The 20,988-nt window shown below is 48.5% G+C and carries 20 protein-coding genes and 1 other annotated feature; of the genes, 18 read left to right on the plus strand and 2 right to left on the minus strand.

The features are described from left to right. Nucleotides 1-229 (minus strand): hypothetical protein (locus BM184_RS15430; protein WP_409373514.1); only part of this gene is annotated, 229 nt, incomplete at its 3' end. 134 nt (nucleotides 230-363) lie between these two features. Here BM184_RS15430 and BM184_RS13655 point away from each other — a divergent pair. The 9 genes from BM184_RS13655 to BM184_RS13695 all read left to right on the plus strand — a co-directional run bounded on the left by BM184_RS13655 (nucleotide 364) and on the right by BM184_RS13695 (nucleotide 8,324). Beyond that, the gene (locus BM184_RS13655) at nucleotides 364-924 is read left to right on the plus strand and encodes an NUDIX domain-containing protein (protein WP_086941804.1); all 561 of its coding nucleotides are present in this window, start codon (nucleotides 364-366) and stop codon (nucleotides 922-924) included. A gap of 1 nt (nucleotide 925) precedes the next feature. After that, on the plus strand, nucleotides 926-1,333 hold the full coding sequence (locus BM184_RS13660; RefSeq protein ID WP_086941803.1) for a hypothetical protein: 408 nt from the start codon (nucleotides 926-928) through the stop codon (nucleotides 1,331-1,333). Nucleotides 1,334-1,366: 33 nt separating this feature from the next. Beyond that, a complete protein-coding gene (locus BM184_RS13665) occupies nucleotides 1,367-2,059 on the plus strand; it encodes a 5'-methylthioadenosine/adenosylhomocysteine nucleosidase (RefSeq protein WP_086941802.1) in 693 nt (230 codons plus the stop codon). A 163-nt stretch (nucleotides 2,060-2,222) separates the two neighbouring features. Next, nucleotides 2,223-3,731: a helicase HerA-like domain-containing protein gene (locus tag BM184_RS13670; RefSeq protein WP_086941801.1), complete on the plus strand. Its 1,509-nt coding sequence runs from the start codon at nucleotides 2,223-2,225 to the stop codon at nucleotides 3,729-3,731. A 239-nt stretch (nucleotides 3,732-3,970) separates the two neighbouring features. Next, nucleotides 3,971-4,924, plus strand: coding sequence for an ABC transporter permease (locus tag BM184_RS13675; RefSeq protein WP_086941800.1), 954 nt, complete (start codon nucleotides 3,971-3,973; stop codon nucleotides 4,922-4,924). Next, nucleotides 4,921-5,883, plus strand: a complete 963-nt coding sequence (locus BM184_RS13680; protein ID WP_086941799.1) for an iron chelate uptake ABC transporter family permease subunit — start codon at nucleotides 4,921-4,923, stop codon at nucleotides 5,881-5,883. The genes BM184_RS13675 and BM184_RS13680 overlap by 4 nt, the downstream gene beginning before the upstream one ends. After that, nucleotides 5,880-6,641 (plus strand): iron ABC transporter ATP-binding protein, encoded by a 762-nt coding sequence (locus BM184_RS13685; protein WP_086941798.1) that lies wholly within the window; start codon nucleotides 5,880-5,882, stop codon nucleotides 6,639-6,641. The genes BM184_RS13680 and BM184_RS13685 overlap by 4 nt, the downstream gene beginning before the upstream one ends. An 18-nt stretch (nucleotides 6,642-6,659) precedes the next feature. Continuing rightward, a complete protein-coding gene (locus BM184_RS13690; RefSeq protein ID WP_086941797.1) occupies nucleotides 6,660-7,628 on the plus strand; it encodes a siderophore ABC transporter substrate-binding protein in 969 nt (322 codons plus the stop codon). A gap of 69 nt (nucleotides 7,629-7,697) precedes the next feature. Next, a complete protein-coding gene (locus BM184_RS13695; RefSeq protein WP_177208681.1) occupies nucleotides 7,698-8,324 on the plus strand; it encodes a DUF1054 family protein in 627 nt (208 codons plus the stop codon). 538 nt (nucleotides 8,325-8,862) lie between these two features. On the opposite strand, the gene rpsD is transcribed toward BM184_RS13695, so the two are convergent. Further along, a complete protein-coding gene (gene rpsD / locus BM184_RS13700) occupies nucleotides 8,863-9,474 on the minus strand; it encodes a 30S ribosomal protein S4 (RefSeq protein ID WP_086941795.1) in 612 nt (203 codons plus the stop codon). 415 nt (nucleotides 9,475-9,889) lie between these two features. Here rpsD and BM184_RS13705 point away from each other — a divergent pair, with 415 nt between their 5' ends. From BM184_RS13705 to cspD, 9 genes are all read left to right on the plus strand, one after another. Beyond that, nucleotides 9,890-11,608, plus strand: coding sequence for a septation ring formation regulator EzrA (locus tag BM184_RS13705; RefSeq protein ID WP_086941794.1), 1,719 nt, complete (start codon nucleotides 9,890-9,892; stop codon nucleotides 11,606-11,608). A gap of 175 nt (nucleotides 11,609-11,783) precedes the next feature. Next, entirely contained in the window at nucleotides 11,784-12,920 is a 1,137-nt protein-coding gene (locus tag BM184_RS13710; protein ID WP_086941793.1) for a cysteine desulfurase family protein, read from the plus strand. 29 nt (nucleotides 12,921-12,949) lie between these two features. Next, nucleotides 12,950-14,164: a tRNA uracil 4-sulfurtransferase ThiI gene (gene thiI / locus BM184_RS13715; protein WP_086941792.1), complete on the plus strand. Its 1,215-nt coding sequence runs from the start codon at nucleotides 12,950-12,952 to the stop codon at nucleotides 14,162-14,164. Nucleotides 14,165-14,248: 84 nt separating this feature from the next. Further along, on the plus strand, nucleotides 14,249-14,743 hold the full coding sequence (gene tpx / locus BM184_RS13720) for a thiol peroxidase (protein WP_086941791.1): 495 nt from the start codon (nucleotides 14,249-14,251) through the stop codon (nucleotides 14,741-14,743). A gap of 45 nt (nucleotides 14,744-14,788) precedes the next feature. Then, nucleotides 14,789-15,013: a binding site (T-box leader), on the plus strand. Nucleotides 15,014-15,075: 62 nt separating this feature from the next. Beyond that, on the plus strand, nucleotides 15,076-17,724 hold the full coding sequence (locus BM184_RS13725) for a valine--tRNA ligase (protein ID WP_086941790.1): 2,649 nt from the start codon (nucleotides 15,076-15,078) through the stop codon (nucleotides 17,722-17,724). 90 nt (nucleotides 17,725-17,814) lie between these two features. After that, the gene (locus BM184_RS13730; protein ID WP_086941789.1) at nucleotides 17,815-19,125 is read left to right on the plus strand and encodes a bifunctional folylpolyglutamate synthase/dihydrofolate synthase; all 1,311 of its coding nucleotides are present in this window, start codon (nucleotides 17,815-17,817) and stop codon (nucleotides 19,123-19,125) included. 1 nt (nucleotide 19,126) lies between these two features. Further along, nucleotides 19,127-19,786: an HAD family hydrolase gene (locus BM184_RS13735; protein ID WP_086941788.1), complete on the plus strand. Its 660-nt coding sequence runs from the start codon at nucleotides 19,127-19,129 to the stop codon at nucleotides 19,784-19,786. 59 nt (nucleotides 19,787-19,845) lie between these two features. After that, nucleotides 19,846-20,535 (plus strand): RadC family protein, encoded by a 690-nt coding sequence (gene radC / locus BM184_RS13740; protein WP_177208682.1) that lies wholly within the window; start codon nucleotides 19,846-19,848, stop codon nucleotides 20,533-20,535. Between the two features lie 179 nt (nucleotides 20,536-20,714). Next, on the plus strand, nucleotides 20,715-20,915 hold the full coding sequence (cspD, locus tag BM184_RS13745) for a cold-shock protein CspD (RefSeq protein ID WP_086628303.1): 201 nt from the start codon (nucleotides 20,715-20,717) through the stop codon (nucleotides 20,913-20,915). Nucleotides 20,916-20,988 lie beyond the last annotated feature (73 nt).

Below are 20,988 nucleotides of genomic sequence, written 5' to 3' on the forward strand. Positions count from 1 at the left end.
CTTTTTCGATCAAGGGCAGTTCATCGATCTTTAGCTTCTGGTAATTTAAATTGTCCGGTGCAGTTAACTGAGGCATGCGGGAGTTTCGCGTCAACAGGAGTACTAACTTCATCAACGCAAGAATAATCATTCGTTGACGCTTGATAATATCAACTAAATAGGTTAATAATAGAGGTAGCAACTTGTCATCTTCCTTTCTTTTGGGGAAATAGTGCGGTGTCGTTACCATCACTATTGACCAAAAATTGGGGGGTGGCAAGTTGTTTTTGTCGTTAACCCCGTTAAATCAACGAAAAAATACAAAATTGAACGTCTGGCAGAGCTAAACTTTGACAGTACGAAAGTGGATAGGGAGGTACAAAAATGGAATTTGAAGAAAAAACATTGAAAAGCGAAAAAATATTTGATGGTGTCTTGCTGCATTTGGTGAGGGAAGAGGTGCTGTTGCCCAACGGAAAAACTTCAGTCAGGGAGATGATCAGGCATCCTGGTGCTGTTGCGATGATCCCCTTTACCTCTGACGGCAAAATGGTCATGGTCAGACAGTTCCGGAAACCGTTGGATCGTACTGTGGTCGAGATTCCGGCAGGCAAATTGGAGACTTCCGATACGGAGCCTTTGCTGGCAGCAATCCGTGAGCTGGAGGAAGAGACCGATTATCGCGCGGAAAAATGGTCAGAATTGACGGTTTTTTACCCAACACCGGCTTATTTGGATGAACGCATCACAATCTATTTGGCGGAAGGCTTGACGAAAGTCGAAAATTCTTTGCCGATGGACGAAGATGAATTCATTGAAATCCTGGAATTGACATTCGAAGAAGCGAAAGCTTTGCAGGAATCCGGAGAAATCTGCGATTCGAAAACAATCTATGCCATGCTGTATTGGGAGATGCGTCTTTTGCGGGAAAGAATAGAGGGATAGCATGCCAGAACCGAAGAAACCGCTGATCACCAGGGAACGGTATCGTCAGTACAAAAGGGACCAGACAACAACACCGGTGACCGACGAAAAGAAAACCGCTCCGCGTTCAAAAGATGCAGAGCGTTCCGCTCCGGCAACGGAAAAAAACAACAAGCAGCCTGCAGCCTCTGCAGGGGAGAAAAGCAGTATGCCGACCGAAAAGAAAAGGTCGGAGAACGGCAAGCAGGACAAGACCGCCAAGCCAAAAGCAAAGTTGTTCCGAAAGGCCGACAAACCGGCACCTACCACAAAGGTGCAACGTTTGACGGACAAGGAAAGAGGCAGAAAATTGGACAACTATCTGAACAAAGCCATCCTGATCGTAATCCTGTTGATCATTTTGGTTTTTGCGATAGCCTTCGTCCTATGACATAACAAAGCAGCTACAGGGAAGGAAACACTCATGATCGGAATTATTGGTGCAATGGAAGAAGAAAACCGTATTTTATTGGAAAATATGACAGAAAAAAAAGAGGAAACACATTTCCACCTCGCTTTTACAAGAGGAAAAATCGAAAATCAGGATGTGGTATTGGTGCAGTCCGGCATCGGTAAAGTCAACTCGGCCATAGCCACCGCCTTCATCATCGATCGTTATCATCCCGAATTCGTCATCAACACCGGTTCAGCCGGGGGATTAAACGCAGCTTTGCATGTGGGCGACGTCGTTGTAGCGGATAAGGTTGCCTATCATGATGTCGACGCTACCGCATTCGGCTATTCTGTGGGACAAGTGCCTCAGATGCCGCATTATTATACGGCTGATGAAAAAGTTGTGGAAAAGATCAAGCGGGCAGCTGAAAAAGTCGGCTTGCATGCTGTCCAAGGGACGATTGTGTCAAGCGATTCCTTCATCGCATCAGAAAGCGGCACTAGCCGCATCAAGGAACATTTCCCGGATGCCTATGCAACCGAAATGGAGGGCGCATCAATTGCCCAGGCTTGCTACGTATTGGGAATACCCTTCGCCATCATTCGTGCCATTTCGGACGGAGCAAGCGATGGTGCGGCGCTGACGTTCGACGAATTCATCGTCGAAGCCGGGAAGAAATCCGCGGAAATGGTCATCGAATTACTGAAAAATAGCGGAGAATAGTCCGGAATTGAACCACTCACCCGATAATGGCTGAGTGGTTTTTTTACTGTCCGCAGAAATTTTGAGGGCTGTTACTTCAGGAAAGGAAGGGTTTAATGTTGTAAGGGTTTTTCAAAATACTGTACAATAAGGATGAAATGTCAGGCTAAGGAGGGGTTTTTGAATGCGCCAAGAACTGGTGATCGGACAAGGGGACAACCCGGCAATCATCCATTTGGATAAGCTGAACCGGCACGGCTTGATCGCCGGAGCGACCGGAACGGGGAAAACGGTGACTTTGAAGGTGATAGCGGAACAATTGAGCAAAGCCGGTATTCCGGTATTCCTCGCGGACGTCAAAGGTGACCTGGCGAGCATTGCGGAACCGGGTGAGTTGAGCGAAAAAATAATGGAGCGAGTAACAAAACTGCAGCCGGAGGATTTTGAGCCGCGCGCATACCCCGTTGAGCTCCTGGATATCTTCGGAGCGAACGGTGTACCGGTGCGGACAACCATTTCCGATATGGGGCCGATCCTTTTGTCGCGTCTGTTGGGACTCAATGAAACGCAGGAAGGAATCATGAACATCGCGTTCAAAGTGGCGGATGAGAAACAACTCTTGCTCATCGACATCAAAGATTTGCGGGCGATCCTGAATTTCGTCGGAGACAACGCTACAGAGCTGCGCCGCGAATACGGGAATATTTCAAAGCAATCCATCGGTGCAATCTTAAGAGGTTTATTGGTGATCGAGGAGCAGGGCGGCGACCTTTTCTTCGGAGAGCCGATGTTCGATATCCAGGATTTATTGAAAACAGATGCAGCAGGGCGCGGTTATGTGAACATTCTGATGGCGAACCGCCTGTTCATGTCGCCAAAACTCTACTCGACCTTCCTGCTGTGGTTCCTTTCGGAGCTGTACGAGCAATTGCCGGAAGTCGGGGATCTTGATAAACCAAAGATTGTGTTCTTTTTTGATGAGGCGCATGTCCTTTTTCAGGACGTTCCGGATGTGCTTGAGGAAAAAATCGAACTCATTGTCCGGCTGATCCGTTCCAAGGGGGTCGGGGTCTATTTTGTGACGCAAAATCCTACGGACCTGCCGAATGACATCTTGAGCCAATTGGGCAACAAAGTTCAGCATGCCTTACGAGCCTTTACGCCCAAGGAACAGAAGACCGTCAAAGCGGTAGCCGAAACTTTCCGCCAGCAGGAAGGGGAAGAATTGGAAAAGAAATTGACGGAGCTCAAGGTCGGCGAAGCGCTGGTTTCCTTTCTCGACCCGGAAGGAATTCCCGGCTATGTCCAGCAGGTCATGATCTATCCTCCTGAGAGCAAAATGGGCATCCTGGATCCGCTCGTCAAGGAAGAAAAAATCAACCGATCTTTGCTGTATTACAAATACAGCGAGGCAATCGACAGGGAATCCTCCTACGAGCAACTGCAGCGACTGTCGGAAATCAAAGCGATTGAGCTGGAGGAAAATGAAGAGCTTGCCGCTAGGGACAGGGAAAAAGCCGAACAGTTGAAGCAACTGGAAAAAGAGCGGCAAAAAGAACAAACCCAGCCCAAACGGTCGAGCAGTCCCCGCGATTCGACAATGGACAGATTCACCAAAAATTTGATGTCACAAGTGGGCAGGGAAGTCGGCCGCGTCATCTCCCGCGGTATTTTGGGCATCCTGAAAAAATGAAGCCAGAACGAAAAGACCAGTCCCACAAGGGCTGGCCTTTTTGCTTTCGTTTTTTTCAGATGATCCGAAAGCATGGTGGCGCTTTCCTTAAAGTTACTTACTTTTTTCATGGAAATCTCATATTTGGTATTGTGTTTTATTTCCGCATCCAGTAGAATAGCACCTATACCATTAAATGAGAATGATTCTCAATTAGAATCGTTATCATTAAGGAGTTGCTTTTGGAAGATGGTGAATAGATGTTGAAGAAATTACTGCTCGTTCTGATTGTGATGGGAGCGATCGTGCTTTCCCTTGGTGTGGGGACCGCTGTGTTTTCGGTGGAACAGTTTCTGGTCGGGAGCAACACGGACCGTCTGATACTGTTGTCTTCACGTCTGCCGAGGACTATTACGGTTCTCTTGGCTGGAGCGGGCTTGTCCTTATCCGGGCTGATCATGCAATCATTGACGCAGAACCGATTTGCAGCCCCTGATACAGTCGGCACGGTGGATGCGGCGAGAGTGGGCATGCTGTGCGGCATGATTTTCTTTCCGGGTTTGTCGGTTGTGGGGAAGATGACGCTTTCCTTCCTCTTTGCTGCGGCGGGGACGTTCCTGTTTTTGCTGGTCGTGAATCGCTTGCCTTTCAAGAGCCAGATGACGATCCCTTTGCTGGGGCTGATGTATGGAAATATTTTGGGAGGGGTCGCCAATTTTTTTGCCTTCCGCTTCAATGTCACGCAAAATCTTTCTGCCTGGATGCAGGGGGATTTTTCGTTGGTCATCAAAGGACAATATGAGGGGATGTACCTCATATTCCTGCTGTTTTTGGCACTTTATTTTTTTGCCGACCATTTTACGATTGCGCGCTTCGGGAAAGACGCGGCCAAAAACCTCGGTCTGCCTTTCGAAGCGGTCCTGTTCATCGGGACGCTGTTCGTATCCTTGACTGTTGCCATCATCCTGAGCACGGTCGGTAACCTGCCGTTTTTGGGAGTGATCATCCCGAATCTCGTCTCATTGCGCTTCGGCGATAACATCCGCAATACCCACGGCAAGGTTGCGCTTTTCGGAGCGGGTTTCTTGTTGCTGTGCGACGTCTTTTCGCGCTCGGTCATCCCACCGTACGAAATACCGGTGGAAACGGTGCTGGGTGTTTTCGGCGGCGGCTTGTTCTTGTGGCTGTTGTTGAAGGGAGGGAGGCCGGCATGAAAAACGTGTTGAAAAACCGCATCATCATGAAGCGGTTGGCTGTGATGGCAGTGGCTTTGGCTTTGGTTTATTTTTTTTGGAACCAGGGTATCGGCAATATGTTCATCCTGAAGTTGCGGAGCACGAAGCTTTTGACATTCGCGGTCATCAGCATCAGTACTGCTTTTGCGACGGTCAGCTTTCAGACGGTCGTGCACAGCAACTTTTTGACCCCCAGCATTCTAGGGGTCGAATCCTTCTACCGCCTGCTGCAGACAGTGCTGATGTTCTTCAGTTTCTCGCTGTTGGGCAGCCAACTGAATGCGGAATGGCAGTTCATTTTCCTGCTGTTCCTGATGCTGGGAAGTTATTTCTTGCTGTACCGGCTGTCCTGGAACCGGAAAAATTACGATATGCAGGTCATCCTGATGATCGGCCTCGTAATGGGGACCTTCTTCAACAGCATCAGCTCCTTTATGCAAGTGCTGATGGACCCGAATGAGTACGACAAACTTCAGACGAAACTGTATGCCAGTTTTCAGAACATCAATGATTCCGTGCTTGTTTTGGCTGTTCCGCTCGCCATATATTCGATCATCAGCTTGTGGCGCAAGCGGAAGGTATTGGAAGTTTTGGGACTGGGGGCGCAAACGGCCAAAAATTTGGGGGTCGCTGTCGAAATGGAGACGAAACTTACCTTCATGCATGTCATCCTGTTGATGACAGTCTCCGCAGCGCTCGTCGGACCGATGATGTTTCTCGGTTTTGTGGCGGCGAACATCGCATATCGGCTGTTCAGGACGTATTGCCTGAACTACCTGTTGCCAGGCGCGAGTCTGCTCAGTTTCGTGATGGTCGTGGCCGGACAATTCCTGGCGGAGGAAGTCTTCAAGTTGCAAACGAATTTAAGCATTCTGGTCGAACTGTTCGGGGGAATCTATTTCTTTTGGTTGTTATGGAAGGAAAGGGGCAAATTATGAGAATCAGTAACGTCAGCAAAGCCTATGAAGATGAAAAAGTATTGGATGACATCTCATTGGCGATCGAGAAAGGGAAAATAACGGCTTTCATCGGTCCGAACGGGGCAGGCAAAAGCACACTCCTTTCGGTCATCAGCCGTCTGTTGACAAAGGACGAAGGCATCTTGACGATACACGGGAAAGAAATCGAAGCCTGGCAGTCCGACGAATTGGCGAAGGAACTTTCGATCCTGAAACAACAGAATGCCTATCAAGTGCGCATGACGGTCCGCGAATTGGTCTCGTTCGGCAGGTTCCCCTATACGAAGGGCAGGCTGAATGATGAGGATCATGCGATGATCGACAAGGTTTTGGGTTATCTGAATTTGGAGGGATTCGCCAACCGCTATTTGGATACCTTATCTGGCGGCCAGCTCCAGCGGGCCGCGATTGCGATGATTTTGGTGCAGGATACGGAATACATCTTATTGGATGAGCCACTGAACAATCTTGATTTGAAACAGAGCATCGTTACGATGCAGACCATCCGGAATTTGGCTGATGAACTGGGTAAAACGATTCTGGTCGTCATCCACGATGTCAACTTCGCATCCGTTTTTTCGGACAACATCATCGCCATGAAAAACGGAAAGGTCTTCCGGAGCGGCACGGTCGAGGAAGTCATCCGGACACAAGTTTTGCAGGAATTATATGAAGTACCATTGGAAGTCATCACGACTGCGGATGGAAAAAAACATTGCACGTATCAAGCATTTTGACATAGAGGAGAATGTAAAATGAAAAAATGGCAAAAGACAATCTTAAGTTTGGCTTCAATCTTCACCTTGGCGGCTTGCGGCAACCAAGAAGGGAGTGCTGATGCGGCAGACTCAACAACAGCGACTTCGACTGCGGAAACCGGAGCAACGGTGATCATCGAGGATACACGCGGCTCTGTAGAAGTGCCTAAAGACCCTCAAAACGTGGCTGTTTTGGATTTTGGCCATTTGGATACAGTAATTGCATTGGGCAAGGAGGATGCCGTCACCGGGACAGCGACCGAAAACATGCCGGCTTATTTGGCGGATAAGGCTGATCAATTCGAGAACGTGGGTACGCTTAAAGAACCGAATGTTGAAGCGCTGGCGAACCTGGCGCCGGAGCTCATCATCATTTCGAACCGGTTGGTGGACTTCGCGGAAGAATTGGAGGAAATCGCTCCTGTAGTCGTGCTCAGTGTCGATTACACGGACTATTGGGGATCGGTCCAAAAGAACATCACTGCTTTAGGGACCATCTTTGCTGAAGAGGAAGCAGCTGAAGAGGCCATCGCAACCTTGAACGAGGAGATTGAGGCCGTCCAAGCAACGACAGCCGGAATCAGCGAAAAAACATTGACGCTGCTACTGAACGATGGCAGCATGTCCGCTTTCAGCACAGGTTCGCGCTTCGGGTTCATTTATGATACGTTGGGCTTCAAGCCTGTCGATGCCGCGATCGAGGATTCCACGCATGGGCAGTCCGTCGGCTATGAAGGGTTGCTGGAAATCAATCCGCAAATTTTGTTCGTCGTCGACCGCACGGCGGCTGTCGGGACAGCTTCTGACGAAAACGCCGCGTTGTTGGAGAATGATTTCGTCTATCAAACGGATGCTTATAAAAATAATAAAATCATCAACCTGTCCTCCGACTTGTGGTATCTCTCAGGCGGCGGGATAGAATCGATCCATTTGATGGTCGAAGAGATCGCAACGGAACTCCAGTAAGCAAAAGATTGTCGCTCTTCCGGTTTTTTCTCTATAATAATGGAAGGAAATCAGAAAGAGGTGCACGGTTTGGAAGGTTATCACTTCAATAAGGAAGACTTCAACGTTTTTGACATTCAGGGACTCGATGAAAGGATGGCACGCATCCGCGAACGGATCCAGCCCAAATTCCGGCATTTCGCGGAAGCGGGGGCCCGCCTCATCGTTTCGGAAGAGGTGGCTGAGGCGGTTCCCGTGCATGTCGCCAAGCACCTGCGCCGCACGAAATATGCGCCCGAGAATACTTGGTGCGCCATCGGTGGGGATGCGAGGGGCTACAAGAAATATCCGCATTTCCAGATCGGGATTGCGAAAGAGGGGGTCAGCTTCTACCTTTGCCTGATCGATCAACCCGTCAAAGAAAAAGAGATGGCTGCTGCTTTATTGGAGCGGATTCCGGAATTGGAGCAGTTGCCGCGTGATTACGTCGTTTCGGTCGATCATACCGTCCCGGCTGTGCTTCCGATAGAAGCGGTCGATTGGGAGCCTGTCCTGATCCGGCTGCGGGATGTGAAGAAGGCTGAACTGTTGGTCGGCCGCAAGTTGGCGCCTGCCGATCCGCGCCTGGAGACTGAAGAAGGCACACTCGCGGTTATGGAGGAGACTCTCCGTGAACTGTTGCCGATCTACCGCGCTTGTATGGAACAGTATCGATAGGTGCGGAACCCAATACAAACCAAAAAGGACCGAACGGCGTGAACGCTGTTCGGTCCTTTTTGGCTTGGAAAATATTTTGAGCGTCCAAAACGTTGGCTAGCTTCACGGGTTAGCCCTTCGGAAAAAAGAATAAGGAACCCCTTGTCTCTGCGAGCCAAGACATACTGTTCGACTTGTCATGGTTCTTGCCATCTTTGATGGCTTAGAAACATGATACAACTGACCGGTACGGTCACGTTGATTCCTTTGTTTCGGAAGTCTCTCAGCAATTGCGCTCTACGATGCTCAATTGCATGGGAGTCTTAGGGATTCATCCCTTAGAGTCCCAGTACAAGGTGACCGTAGGGAACGTTGCGAGGCCAGATTTCCTAAATTGTCATGACTCTTGCGATTTCAATCGCTTAGAGGCATGATACACTTGACCGATTAGGTCACAGTGTTTCCTTAAAGAAGGGCTGAACGAACCCGTTCCGCTTTTCCTGTACAAAAAAAACGGCAAATTGCTTTGCCGTTTCCTTGATGCTGCTCTCCGGGGAGATTAGCCTAATTTGTTGTAGTATTCTACTACGAATGACTCATCGATTTCAGCTGGCAATTCTTCGCGAACTGGCAGACGGTTCAATGAACCTTCTAATTTTTCTTCGTCGAAAGTAATGAAGTCAGGACGTCCGAACAAAGCTTCAGCAGCTGCTTTAACAACTACCAAGTTTTTAGATTTTTCGCGCAAGCCGATTACTTGGCCGACTGATACTTCGTATGAAGGGATGTCAACACGTTTGCCATCGACAGTTACGTGACCGTGGTTAACTAATTGACGTGCTTGACGACGAGTAGAAGCCAAACCTAGACGGTAAACTACGTTATCCAAACGTTGTTCCAATAAGATCATGAAGTTAACACCTTGTTTACCTTCTTTGATTTTACCAGCTTTTTTGAATAAAGTTGCGAATTGACGTTCGTTCATACCGTACATGTGACGCAATTTTTGTTTTTCTTGCAATTGCATAGCATATTCAGATAATTTTTTACGGTTGTTAGGGCCGTGTTGACCTGGAACGTATGGACGACGCTCCAATTCTTTACCTGTTCCCAAAAGGGAGATTCCTAGACGACGAGCTTGTTTCCAACTTGGTCCTGTATAACGTGACATAATAAAATTCCTCCAATAAATGTTTGATTTTTGGAGTAAAATAAGAATGATAAGTCAGCAATGCGTGCAGTTGATCCTTCAATCTTCACCTTATGCAGCCGCAAGGGTACGCAATTGAACCATCTTTCGATGGCGATGAACTGTTGACGCGGGTGCTTCTTTCTCGCTGCATTATTTTACACGAAGATTATTGTACCAAACAAAAGAAGTTAATGCAATGGAAAAGTGATGTTTTTCGGGCTTTGGTCAGTGCCGGAAGGCTTTCGCGATTCCAAGGCAAGGAATTAAGTTTCCATATAATTTTCTGGTTTCTGATTGGTTCTTTCTATGTTATACTAAAAAATGAGATATATTGGGCGTTTTCAATTTTCAGATCAAATAAACGAAATTGTCGGAATAGGTGGAGGATTTATTGATGGAGTTTATATATTGGTTAGTAGCGATAATATTGTTAGTGTTGATCGGGTACGGTGCGATCATGTACTTGACGAGGCAACAAGCGAATCGGATCAAAGAAATCGATGAGAAGAAACAAAAAGCGATGGCCATACCGGTGGCCGATAACCTGTTCACGTTGAAAAATATGAATTTGACAGGGCAAACGAAGCGCACGTATGAAAGTTGGCAAGCTACATGGCAGACCATCACGCGTTTTCAGTATCCGGAAATCGAGGCGGCGTTGGTCAGTGCGGAACAGTACATCCAACGCATGAATTTCATCAAGGCAAAGCAAGCCATTTCGCAAGCGGATCAATTGATCGACGAAACGAAAAACAGCGTTGAAAAAGTGAACAAGGCACTCGAAAAATTATTGGAAAGTGCGCAGGAAAACCGCAAAGAGTTGGAAGAAATCCAGGAACGCTACAATAAAATCCGCAAACAATTATTGGCGCACAGCTTTACATTCGGTCCGGCCATCGAAACGTTGGAAAAGAACCTGAATTACATGGAGTTGGATTTCACGAAATTCAACTCGTTGACGAACGAGGGCGACCATATGGAAGCCAAAGAAATCTTGTCGCGCATCGAGCAGGATCTGCTGGTGATGGAAGAAGTCGTTGAAAAGATCCCTGAGCTGAACGAAAAAATCAAAACAGAGTATGAAGAACAAGTGAATGATCTGAAAGACGGCTACCAACGCTTGTTGGATGAGAAGTACATTTTCGAAGGTGTGGATGTCTCCGCTGAGATCGCTGCTGTCGAAAAAGAGATCCAGGAAGCAAAAGATTCCATCGGCCTTGCCGACATCAATGAAGCCGGCAAGAAGATGGATAAGGTCGAACGCGACATCGAAGCGGTCTATGCCATCATGGAGAAAGAAATGGAAGCCAAGGATTTTGTGGGCCGTCATACAGCGAATCTGCAGAAGAAAATGGATCATGTCCTGCAGAGCAATCGCTATGTGCTGCTTGAAATCGACCGCGTCTCCCAGAATTACTTCTTGAATAAGAATGAATTGGGCCGCGCGCAAGAGTTCGAAGAGCAGCTGCTGAAGGAAAATGAAGCCTTGCGTTACTACGATAAGATGATGAAGGAACATGAAATTTCCTACTCGGTTGTCCGCGAATATTACGAAAAAATCAGCCAACGCCTTTCGGAAATCGACAAGGAACAGTCTGAATTGGTCAGCAACCTCAGTGATTTGCGCAACCGCGAAAAGGAAATCAAGGACAGCATCGATCTTTACGAGTTGGATATGCGCAACATGAAACGGACCATCGAAAAATACCATTTGCCTGGATTGCCGAAAGTCTATTTGGATCTTTTCTTCTCGGTCACGGACCGCATCGAGGATCTGGCTTCCAAATTGAACCGCGTGAAGATCGATATGGACGAAATTGATGCGATTTCCAAGATGTGCGAAGAGGACATCGAAATGTTGGATAACCAAACCCAAGCGATTGTGGACAATGCAATGCTGACGGAGTATATGATCCAGTACGCAAACCGTTTCCGTCATTCGCATGTGGAGATCGAAAATGCCATCAACAAAGCGTTGGTGCTTTTCCATCGCGAATATGACTACGAAGGTGCGTTGGAAGCCATCAAAATTCCGCTGAATCGCGTCGAAGCAGGGGCTGCCCGCAAAGTGGAAGAATCATACCAGGAAGAAAAAAATCGCCGCTACTACTAAACACATAACCAATAAAAATGCAGGGGTCGGGACATTGTCTCGGCCCCTTTTCCGATGCTGTCGGATGCGAACGGAAGAAATTTATGCCGGATGCTTTTAATGGTCGGGCATTTTCTATATAATGGATAGGATGTCCCGAAGAGAGTGCAAAGTTATTAAGGAAGTGTAGATAAAGATGATTTATTTTGACAACAGTGCAACAACAAAAATGTATCCGGAGGTTTTGGATACTTACCGGAAGGTGAATGAACAATTTTTTGGCAATCCTTCCAGTCTGCACAGATTAGGCAATGAAGCGGATGCTTTGCTTCAGCAATCGCGCAAACAGATTGCCCAATTGCTGGGTGCCCAGCCGGATGAAATTTTCTTCACCAGCGGTGGTACAGAGAGCGACAACTGGGCAATCAAAGGCACCGCGATGGAGAAATTCGCTGCAGGGAAGCACATGATCGCTTCTTCGGTCGAACATCCTGCAGTCACCAAATCATTGGAGCAGTTGGAAAAGTTAGGGTTTGAAATCAGCTATTTGCCTGTCGACGCGAACGGAATTGTGTCCATCGAGGAGCTTGAGAAAGCGATAAGAAAAGATACGGTCCTGCTGAGCGTCATGGCCATCAATAATGAAGTCGGCAGCATCCAACCGATCGAAGCTATCGGCGAGTTGCTGGAAAATTATCCTTGGGTCCATTTCCATGTTGATGCCGTGCAGGCTGTCGGTGAATGCGAGCCGCTGATCCGACATCCCCGTGTGGATCTCTTGTCGCTTTCAGCGCACAAATTCAACGGTCCCAAAGGCGTAGGCATCCTTTACAAGAAACATGGCAAACGGATCGCACCGCTGTTGACGGGAGGCGGGCAAGAATCGGGCATGCGCAGCACGACAGAGAATGTCGCAGGAGTCGCAGCGATGGCGAAAGCCTTGCGCATGACGCTTGAAAACAGCGCCTCAAGCCGTAAACAAGAACAGTTGGTTCGGAATAAGTTGGTTGCGGCCATTTCGGAATATGAGGATGTCCAAATCTTTTCGCCTGAAGATGGCGCCGGCCATATCCTCTGTTTTGCCATGAAAGGCGTCAGGGGAGAAGTGATGGTCCATGCTTTCGAAAGCCAAGGCATTTTCATTTCAACCACCAGCGCCTGCTCAAGCAGAAAGAAAGGCACTCCCTATACGTTGGGATCGATGGGCGTGCCGGTTTCCTGGAGCCAGTGTGCGGTCAGGATAAGCCTTTCCGGCGAGAATACGGAAGCGGAAGCGGAATCCTTCATTGAACATTTCCGGACGCTGCATGAACAGTTCCAAAAGATACAATAGAATAACTCACTGATTGGAAGAGAATATAAATGGAAACGCACATTCAAATCCGCTTTGGCGAATTGTCGACCAAAGGGAAAAATAAAAAACGTTTTGTCCAGCAATTGGCGCAAAATGTCAGGATGGTCACAAAGGATCATCCGGAGATCAAAATCAAACCCGAGCATGATTTTATGTTGTTGGAATTGAACGGAGCTGATGAGGCAGTCATTATCGACCGCTTAAAGCATGTGTTCGGCATCCAAAACTACTCGCCGGTCTATCTCGTTTCGCGTGATCTCAATGAAGTGAAAAGGGTTTTGGTGGAGTTGCTTGCCAAAATGGAGACGGCCGGAAAGACATTCAAAATAGCCACGCGCCGTTCGGATCATGACTATGAGCATGACACGACCTTCATGAATGCCGAGCTGGGGGCAACCGTACTGGGTGCATTTCCTGGCATTTCGGTCAAGATGAAGCAACCGGACATCCTTGTGCGGGTAGACATCAAGACCAGCGGCATCATGCTCAGCACGCAAACCTACCAGGGTGCTGGCGGTTTGCCTGTCGGTTCCAGCGGCAGAGGCATGCTCATGCTTTCCGGTGGCATCGATTCGCCAGTGGCTGGGTATCTTGCCATGAAACGCGGCGTAAAGATTGAGGCGATCCACTTCCACAGTCCGCCTTACACAAGTCCGCAAGCCTTGCAGAAAGCCAAAGATCTGGCTGCCAAATTGACTAAATTCGGCGGTGAAATCCAGTTCATCGAAGTTCCGTTCACAGAAATCCAGGAAGAAATCAAAGAGAAAGTGCCGGCGGATTATCTGATGACGATCACGCGCCGGATGATGATGCGGATCACGGATGCCATCAGAGCGGAACGCAAAGGGCTGGCTATCTTTAATGGAGAATCTTTGGCCCAAGTCGCTTCCCAGACGCTGGAGAGTATGATTGCCATCAATGATGTCACAACGACGCCGATCATTCGTCCTGTCGCAACGATGGACAAACTGGAAATCATCGAATTGGCGCAGAAAATCGATACCTTTGATTTGTCGGTGCAACCGTTCGAAGACTGCTGCACGATTTTTGCGCCGCCGTCACCAAAAACGAAACCGCATTTGGGTAAGGCCAGACGTTTTGAAGCGCTCCTTGATGTTGAACCGCTCGTGGCACGTGCGGTTGCGGGCATTGTAGTGTCGAGCATAACCGGCCGGGAGGACACCGCCAGCCAGGACGAGGCACTCTTTTCGGATTTGCTGTAATCCGCTTTGCATGAGCGTATCCTTACCATAAATCACTGCTTATCTGTATAATGAAAGTACTATCGGATTAGGGGGAATGTTTTCATGCAAGTGACATTAAAAGGTGAAATTGTTGAAGTTTTAGGGAATCAGCCCGTAGTCGGGGAGAAGGCGCCGGCATTTTCGTTGTACAACACAGAAGACGAAAAGGTATCCTTGTATGATTTGCGCGGTTCGGTTGTCTTGATCAGCGTATTCCCGGACATCAACACAAGCGTTTGCGACAAACAAACACGCAAATTCAACGAGACGGCAGCAAACATCGAAGGTTTGACACTGTTGTCGGTTTCGAAAAATACAAAAGAAGAATTGATCAACTGGTGCTCGGCAAACGGCATCGATATGCAGATGCTGCATGACGATGCAGGCGAGTTTGGGGAAGCTTATGGACTGAAAGTTCCCAAATTAGGCAACAAGTTGGCCCGCAGCGTATTCGTCATCGACAAGGAAGGCGTCCTTTCCTATATGGAGATCGTCCCTGAAATCGCGACGGAGCCGGATGAGGAAGCAGCATTGGCAGCTGCCAAAAAATTACTTTAATCGCATTGAGATTTCAATGAAAAGGTGCTAAACTAGTGAAGTATAAATAAAGCATCGATCAAGAAGAGTAGCTTACCCGGAACCACACAAGAGAGAAAAGCGTTTGGTGAAAGCTTTTTTGGGGAAGGAAAGTGAAGTAGCTTGTGAGCAAGTTGTGTGAAGGTCTGTGGACTGGGTAGCGCAGCTCGGAGTATTCTCCGTTATCAAAAAGAGAGACAGGAATCAGATTCCTGTAATTTAGGTGGTACCGCGATTCATATCGTCCTGCATATTCATATGCAGGGCGTTTTTTTTCGCAACAAATCAATGAAAAAGAGAGAGGGAGTGGCTGAATGTCTAAAGCAGACGCAATGCCGACAAAGTATCAACCCCAGCAAGTAGAATCTGGGAAATATCAACAATGGGTGGAAGCGGGGCTGTTCAAGCCTAGCGGAGACAAGAGCAAAAAACCTTATTCGATCGTGATTCCGCCTCCCAACGTAACCGGCAGACTGCACTTGGGCCATGCCTGGGATGTGACGCTGCAGGATATGCTGATCCGCCAAAAACGCATGCAAGGATTCGATACGTTGTGGTTGCCGGGTATGGACCACGCCGGCATCGCCACCCAAGCCAAAGTTGAAGCAAAACTGGCCGAGGACGGGCTTACCCGTTATGACTTGGGCCGCGAAGCCTTTGTCGACAAGGTTTGGGAATGGAAAGAGGACTACGCAAGCGTCATCCGCGAGCAATGGGGAAAAATGGGCATTTCCGTTGATTATGACCGTGAGCGATTCACTCTGGACGACGGTTTATCGGATGCAGTCCGCAAAGTCTTCGTCGGCTTGTACGAAAAAGGCTTGATCTACCGAGGCGCTTACATCATCAACTGGGATCCCAAAGCGAAAACGGCCTTATCCGATATTGAAGTCATCCACAAGGACGTTCAGGGCGCCTTCTATCACTTCCGCTATCCGATGACAGATGGTTCTGGCTACTTGGAGTTGGCGACTACCCGTCCGGAAACCATGTTGGGAGATACTGCCATTGCGGTTCATCCGGAAGATGAAAGATATCAGCAGTTCATCGGCAAGACAGTGACGTTGCCGCTTGTGAATCGGGAAATCCCGGTCATTGCGGATGATTATGTCGAGATGGACTTTGGGACTGGTGTCGTAAAAATCACACCGGCCCATGACCCGAACGACTTCGAAGTCGGTTTGCGCCATGATTTGCCGCAAGTGAACGTCATGAACGATGATGCGACGATGAACGAAGCAGCCGGAAAATATGCAGGCATGGACCGTTTCGCAGCGCGCAAAGCGATCGTAAAAGATATGGAAGAACTGGGCTATTTGGTCAAAATTGAGGAAATGACCCACAGTGTCGGACATTCGGAACGCACAAACGTTGTTGTGGAACCACGCATCTCGACACAATGGTTCGTCAAAATGCAACCGTTGGCTGAAAGGGCAGTCGGAAACCAATCCACAGAAGAAAAAGTTTCCTTCTATCCGGAACGTTTTGAAAATACTTTCCTGACTTGGATGGGCAACGTCCATGATTGGGTCATTTCTCGTCAATTATGGTGGGGACATCAAATCCCGGCTTGGTACCATAAGGAAACCGGCGAAATGTACGTAGGTATGGAGGCTCCAAGCGACAGCGAAAACTGGACGCAGGATGAGGATGTCCTGGATACATGGTTCAGTTCAGCGCTTTGGCCGTTCTCGACGATGGGATGGCCGGATGAAGAGGCGGAAGATTTCAAACGGTATTTCCCTACCAGCACTTTGGTGACCGGATATGACATCATCTTCTTCTGGGTAAGCCGGATGATCTTCCAGAGTCTGGAGTTCACGGAAAAGCGTCCGTTTGAGAATGTGCTGATCCATGGTCTGATCCGTGATGAGCAAGGCCGCAAGATGAGCAAATCGCTCGGAAACGGAATCGACCCGATGGATGTGGTCGAAAAATACGGGGCGGATGCCTTGCGTTGGTTCCTGGCGAACGGTTCCGCACCCGGTCAGGATGTCCGCTTCAGCTATGAGAAGATGGATGCATCCTGGAACTTCATCAACAAAATCTGGAATGCCAGCCGTTATGTGCTGCTTAATTTGGAAGATCTGACTTTCGACGATATCGACATTTCAGGGGAAAAGACAATCGCAGATAAATGGATCCTTTCCAGCCTGAACAAGACCATCACAAAAGTGACGGACCTGTTCGAGAAGTTTGAATTCGGGGAAGCCGGCCGCTTGCTGTACCGTTTCATCTGGGATGATTACTGCGACTGGTATATCGAAATGTCCAAAGAAGTTCTGCAAGGTGAAAACGAAGCGGCAAAACAGACAACCCGCAGCATTTTGGCTTATGTTTTGGATAACGTGTTGCGCTTGTTGCATCCGGTTATGCCGTTCGTCACCGAGGAAATCTGGCAAAATGTACCGCATCAAGGCGCTTCCATCGTGACGGCAGCCTATCCGGTAGCGGATGACAGCTATATCGATGAAGCCGCTGAAGAAGCGATGGAAAAACTGATCGAACTGATCCGCGGCGTCCGCAATGTCCGCGCTGAAATGAACACACCGCTGTCCAAGAAAGTTCCGATGCAGCTGAAAGTGAATGACGATGCGACCGAAGCGATTTTCCGCGCCAACGAATCGTACATCTTCCGCTTCTGCAATCCGGATACACTGGAAATCAGCCAACATATCCAGGCTGCCAGCGACGCTGTAACCGCAGTTTTCTCAGGCGGAGAGGTATACATGCCGTTGGCCGGTCTGATCAAATTGGAAGATGAGATTTCCCGTCTCGAAAAGGAAGCGGAGAAATTGACCAAAGAAGTCGACCGTGTGGAAAGCAAATTGAATAACGAAAAATTCGTCAGCAAAGCCCCGCAGGCTGTAATCGACGGGGAGAAACAAAAAGGGACGGAATACCGCGAAAAATTGGCGGCCGTTGAAGAACGCATCGCTGCCCTGAAAGAACAGTTAGCTTGATGAGTGAATCAAATTGAACAGGAAGAACCCTATTAGCAAGTTCCTTTGTAGATAGGGTTCTTCTTAAATAGAAATGGAGTGAAGAGGTAGATGTTTGCAACTTATGAAGAAGCGATGGAATGGATCCATACCCGCAAAGGCATGGGCCCTAAACCCGGAATAGTCCGGATGAAATGGTTGATGGAAAAACTGGATCACCCGGAACGTAAATTCAGATCCATCCATATTGCCGGAACAAACGGAAAAGGATCGAATGTTGCTTACTTAAGAAGCCTGTTCATGGCGGCTGGCTATACGGTGGGCACCTTCACCTCGCCGCATATCGTCAGTTTCAATGAAAGGATCGGGGTGAACGGGGAGAACATTCCGGATGAGGACGTGCTGGAGCAAGCGAACATCCTGCATGCACTCTATGAGGAAATCAGCCTGACGGATATGGGTCCGCTGACGGAATTCGAAGTGGTGACCGCCATGATGTTCTCCTATTTTGGATCCCACCCTTGCGATGTCGTATTGTTGGAAGTCGGCCTGGGCGGGCTTTACGACAGCACGAATGTTGCCGAGCCGGATTTGTCGCTCATCACGACGATAGGCAAAGACCACAGCAATATCCTCGGGGACACCCTTGCGGAGATTGCCTATCAGAAAGCTGGCATCATCAAGCAAGGGACACCGGTTGTCATCGGAAGATTGCCTGAAGATGCTTTGTCGGTGATGCGGGACACTGCGGAAAAACAGGCTGCACCTTTGTATGCATTCGGCATGGACTTCAGCATCTCCAATTGGCATGAGGGTTCTGATTACCATGAAGTCTTTGATTTCGCCTCTCCGTTGGGAACCTTCGAAAACCTTGAAATCGCACTGATGGGGGGCCATCAAGTCGACAATGCGGCTACTGCGCTGCAAACTTTCTTGCTGTTCTGCAAAAAATACGCTTTAAATTACTCGGAAACGACGATCAAATCAGGGCTTCTGGGGACGGCTTGGCCGGTCCGGATGGAGATCGTTTCGCAAGAACCGTTTGTCATGCTGGATGGCGCCCACAATATCCCGGCTATGGAAGTGCTGACTGAAGCGGTCAAAAAGAAGTTTTCTGATAAGGATATCACCATTCTGTTGGCGGCGTTGGCGGATAAGGACCTGGAGGAAATGGGCCAGTTGATCAAGTCGATTCCCGGCAGCAAGCTGCACGTGACCAGTTTCGATTTCCCAAGGGCTGCATCAGTCAAGGAACTGTGCGAGCGGATGGGCGTATCGGAAGCTGAAGCCTACGAAGATTGGCGCTTTGCGATCGATGATCTGAAGGCGAAACAATCCGAAGAGGGCATGTTATTGATTACGGGTTCGCTGTATTTTCTTTCCGAAGTAAGACATTATTTATTGATGAATAAGGAGTTTTGAGATGCGTAAAAAAGCGGTCATTTTTGATATGGATGGATTGATGTTCGATACCGAAACGTTGGGATATCAGGCACAAGGCGAATTGGCTGAAGAAATGGCTTTGCCGATAGCGTTCGACTTCGACTATTACCTGAAACAAGTAGGGCGATCCGATAAAGATGTGATGCCTGAATTGGCTTCCGACTTCGGCGATGCTGAGCTGGCGGAACGGTTCTTGAGAAAAATGAAGAAGAGGCAGACGGACATCGCCTCCGAGCAGGGCCTTCCGATCAAAAAAGGCCTTTATGATCTGCTGGCCTTTCTGAAGGAGGAAGGCGTGGTGTGCGTCGTTGCTTCCAGCAGCCGGAGGAGAGAGGTCAGCTTTTACCTCGAATTGGCTGATATTTCGCAGTACTTCCGCTACCAAGTCTGCGGGGATGAAGTGTCCTTCGCCAAACCGGATCCGGAAATTTTCCTGAGTGCCTGGAAACCCCTCGACATTCCGAAAGAAGACTGTCTGATCCTGGAAGATTCGCTTAATGGCATCCGTGCGGCCTACGATGCGGGCATTGAAGTGATCATGATCCCGGATCTGATCGTTCCTGATGACGAAGCGAAAGCGAAAACGATAGCCATTTTGCCGGACCTGCATGCGGTCATGGATTGGCTGAAAGAGAAATAACCTGTTCCGCTCCTTCCTGCGTATCTATTGAGTAGACGGAAGGAAAGGGGTAAAACAGGATGGTGCAAGAAACAAATCTGCTGATGGAGGTTCCGAAAGCCTCGCGCCCGCGTGAAAGATTGGATCAATTCGGAGAAAAAGCCCTGGCGACGCATGAATTATTGGCGATCATTCTGCGGACAGGGCCCAGAGACAGCAATGTCATGCAGTTGGCGTTACGGGTGCTGAATGAGTTCGAGGATCTGCATTCCTTGAAGATGGCTTCACTGGAAGAGTTGACTGCGATCAATGGAATCGGCCGAACCAAAGCGATCGAAATCAAGGCCTGTGTCGAATTGGGAGTCCGCGTAGCCAATGCCACGCAATTGAAGAGCGGAACGATCACCTCGACGCAAAGCGCCGGGACACTTCTGCAGAAAGAGATGCGCGATCTCCAGCAGGAGCATGTGGTGGCTGTCTATCTGAACACAAAGAACGAAATCATCAAGAAAAAGACGATCTTTATCGGCAGTCTGAACAGTTCGGTCGCGCATCCGCGCGAGATTTTCCGTGAGGCGGTAAGGTTTGCGGCGGCGCGGATCATCCTCGCGCACAATCATCCTTCCGGGAATCCCGATCCCTCGGAAGCCGATCTGGTATTCACCCGCAGGATGGTGGAATGCGGGGAAATGATGGGGATCGAGATCCTCGATCATTTCATCATCGGGGTCGATGACTATCTCAGCCTGCGCGAATACGGCATCATTTAGGATCCGGATCCGCAGGGGAAAATGAAAATCTGATGGCAAAAAACTTGCAATATCGGAAAACCTGATATATCATTATGTTAGTGTTTTTGTTTGGTAAAGAAAAGATTGTCGTGAACATTCCTATCGTACCAAAAGCAAGAATAACAATTTTGAGTGCTTTGCACGAGGAGGAATTTTTCATGGAAAAAGGAACAGTAAAATGGTTTAACGCAGAAAAAGGCTTTGGATTTATCGAACGCGAAAGCGGAGATGACGTATTCGTACATTTCTCAGCTATCTTGGGCGACGGATTCAAATCATTAGAAGAAGGACAAGCAGTTTCATTCGAAATCGTTGATGGAAACCGTGGACCGCAAGCTTCTAACGTAGAAAAAATCTAATTTTCCTTAAATTAAGCGATCAAAGGGTCCGGGACACTGTCTCGGGCCCTTTTTAAATGCTTGGCGAATGGGT

This window comes from Trichococcus pasteurii, from assembly GCF_900112935.1.
In the GTDB taxonomy this organism is placed as follows: Bacteria; Bacillota; Bacilli; order Lactobacillales; family Aerococcaceae; genus Trichococcus; species Trichococcus pasteurii.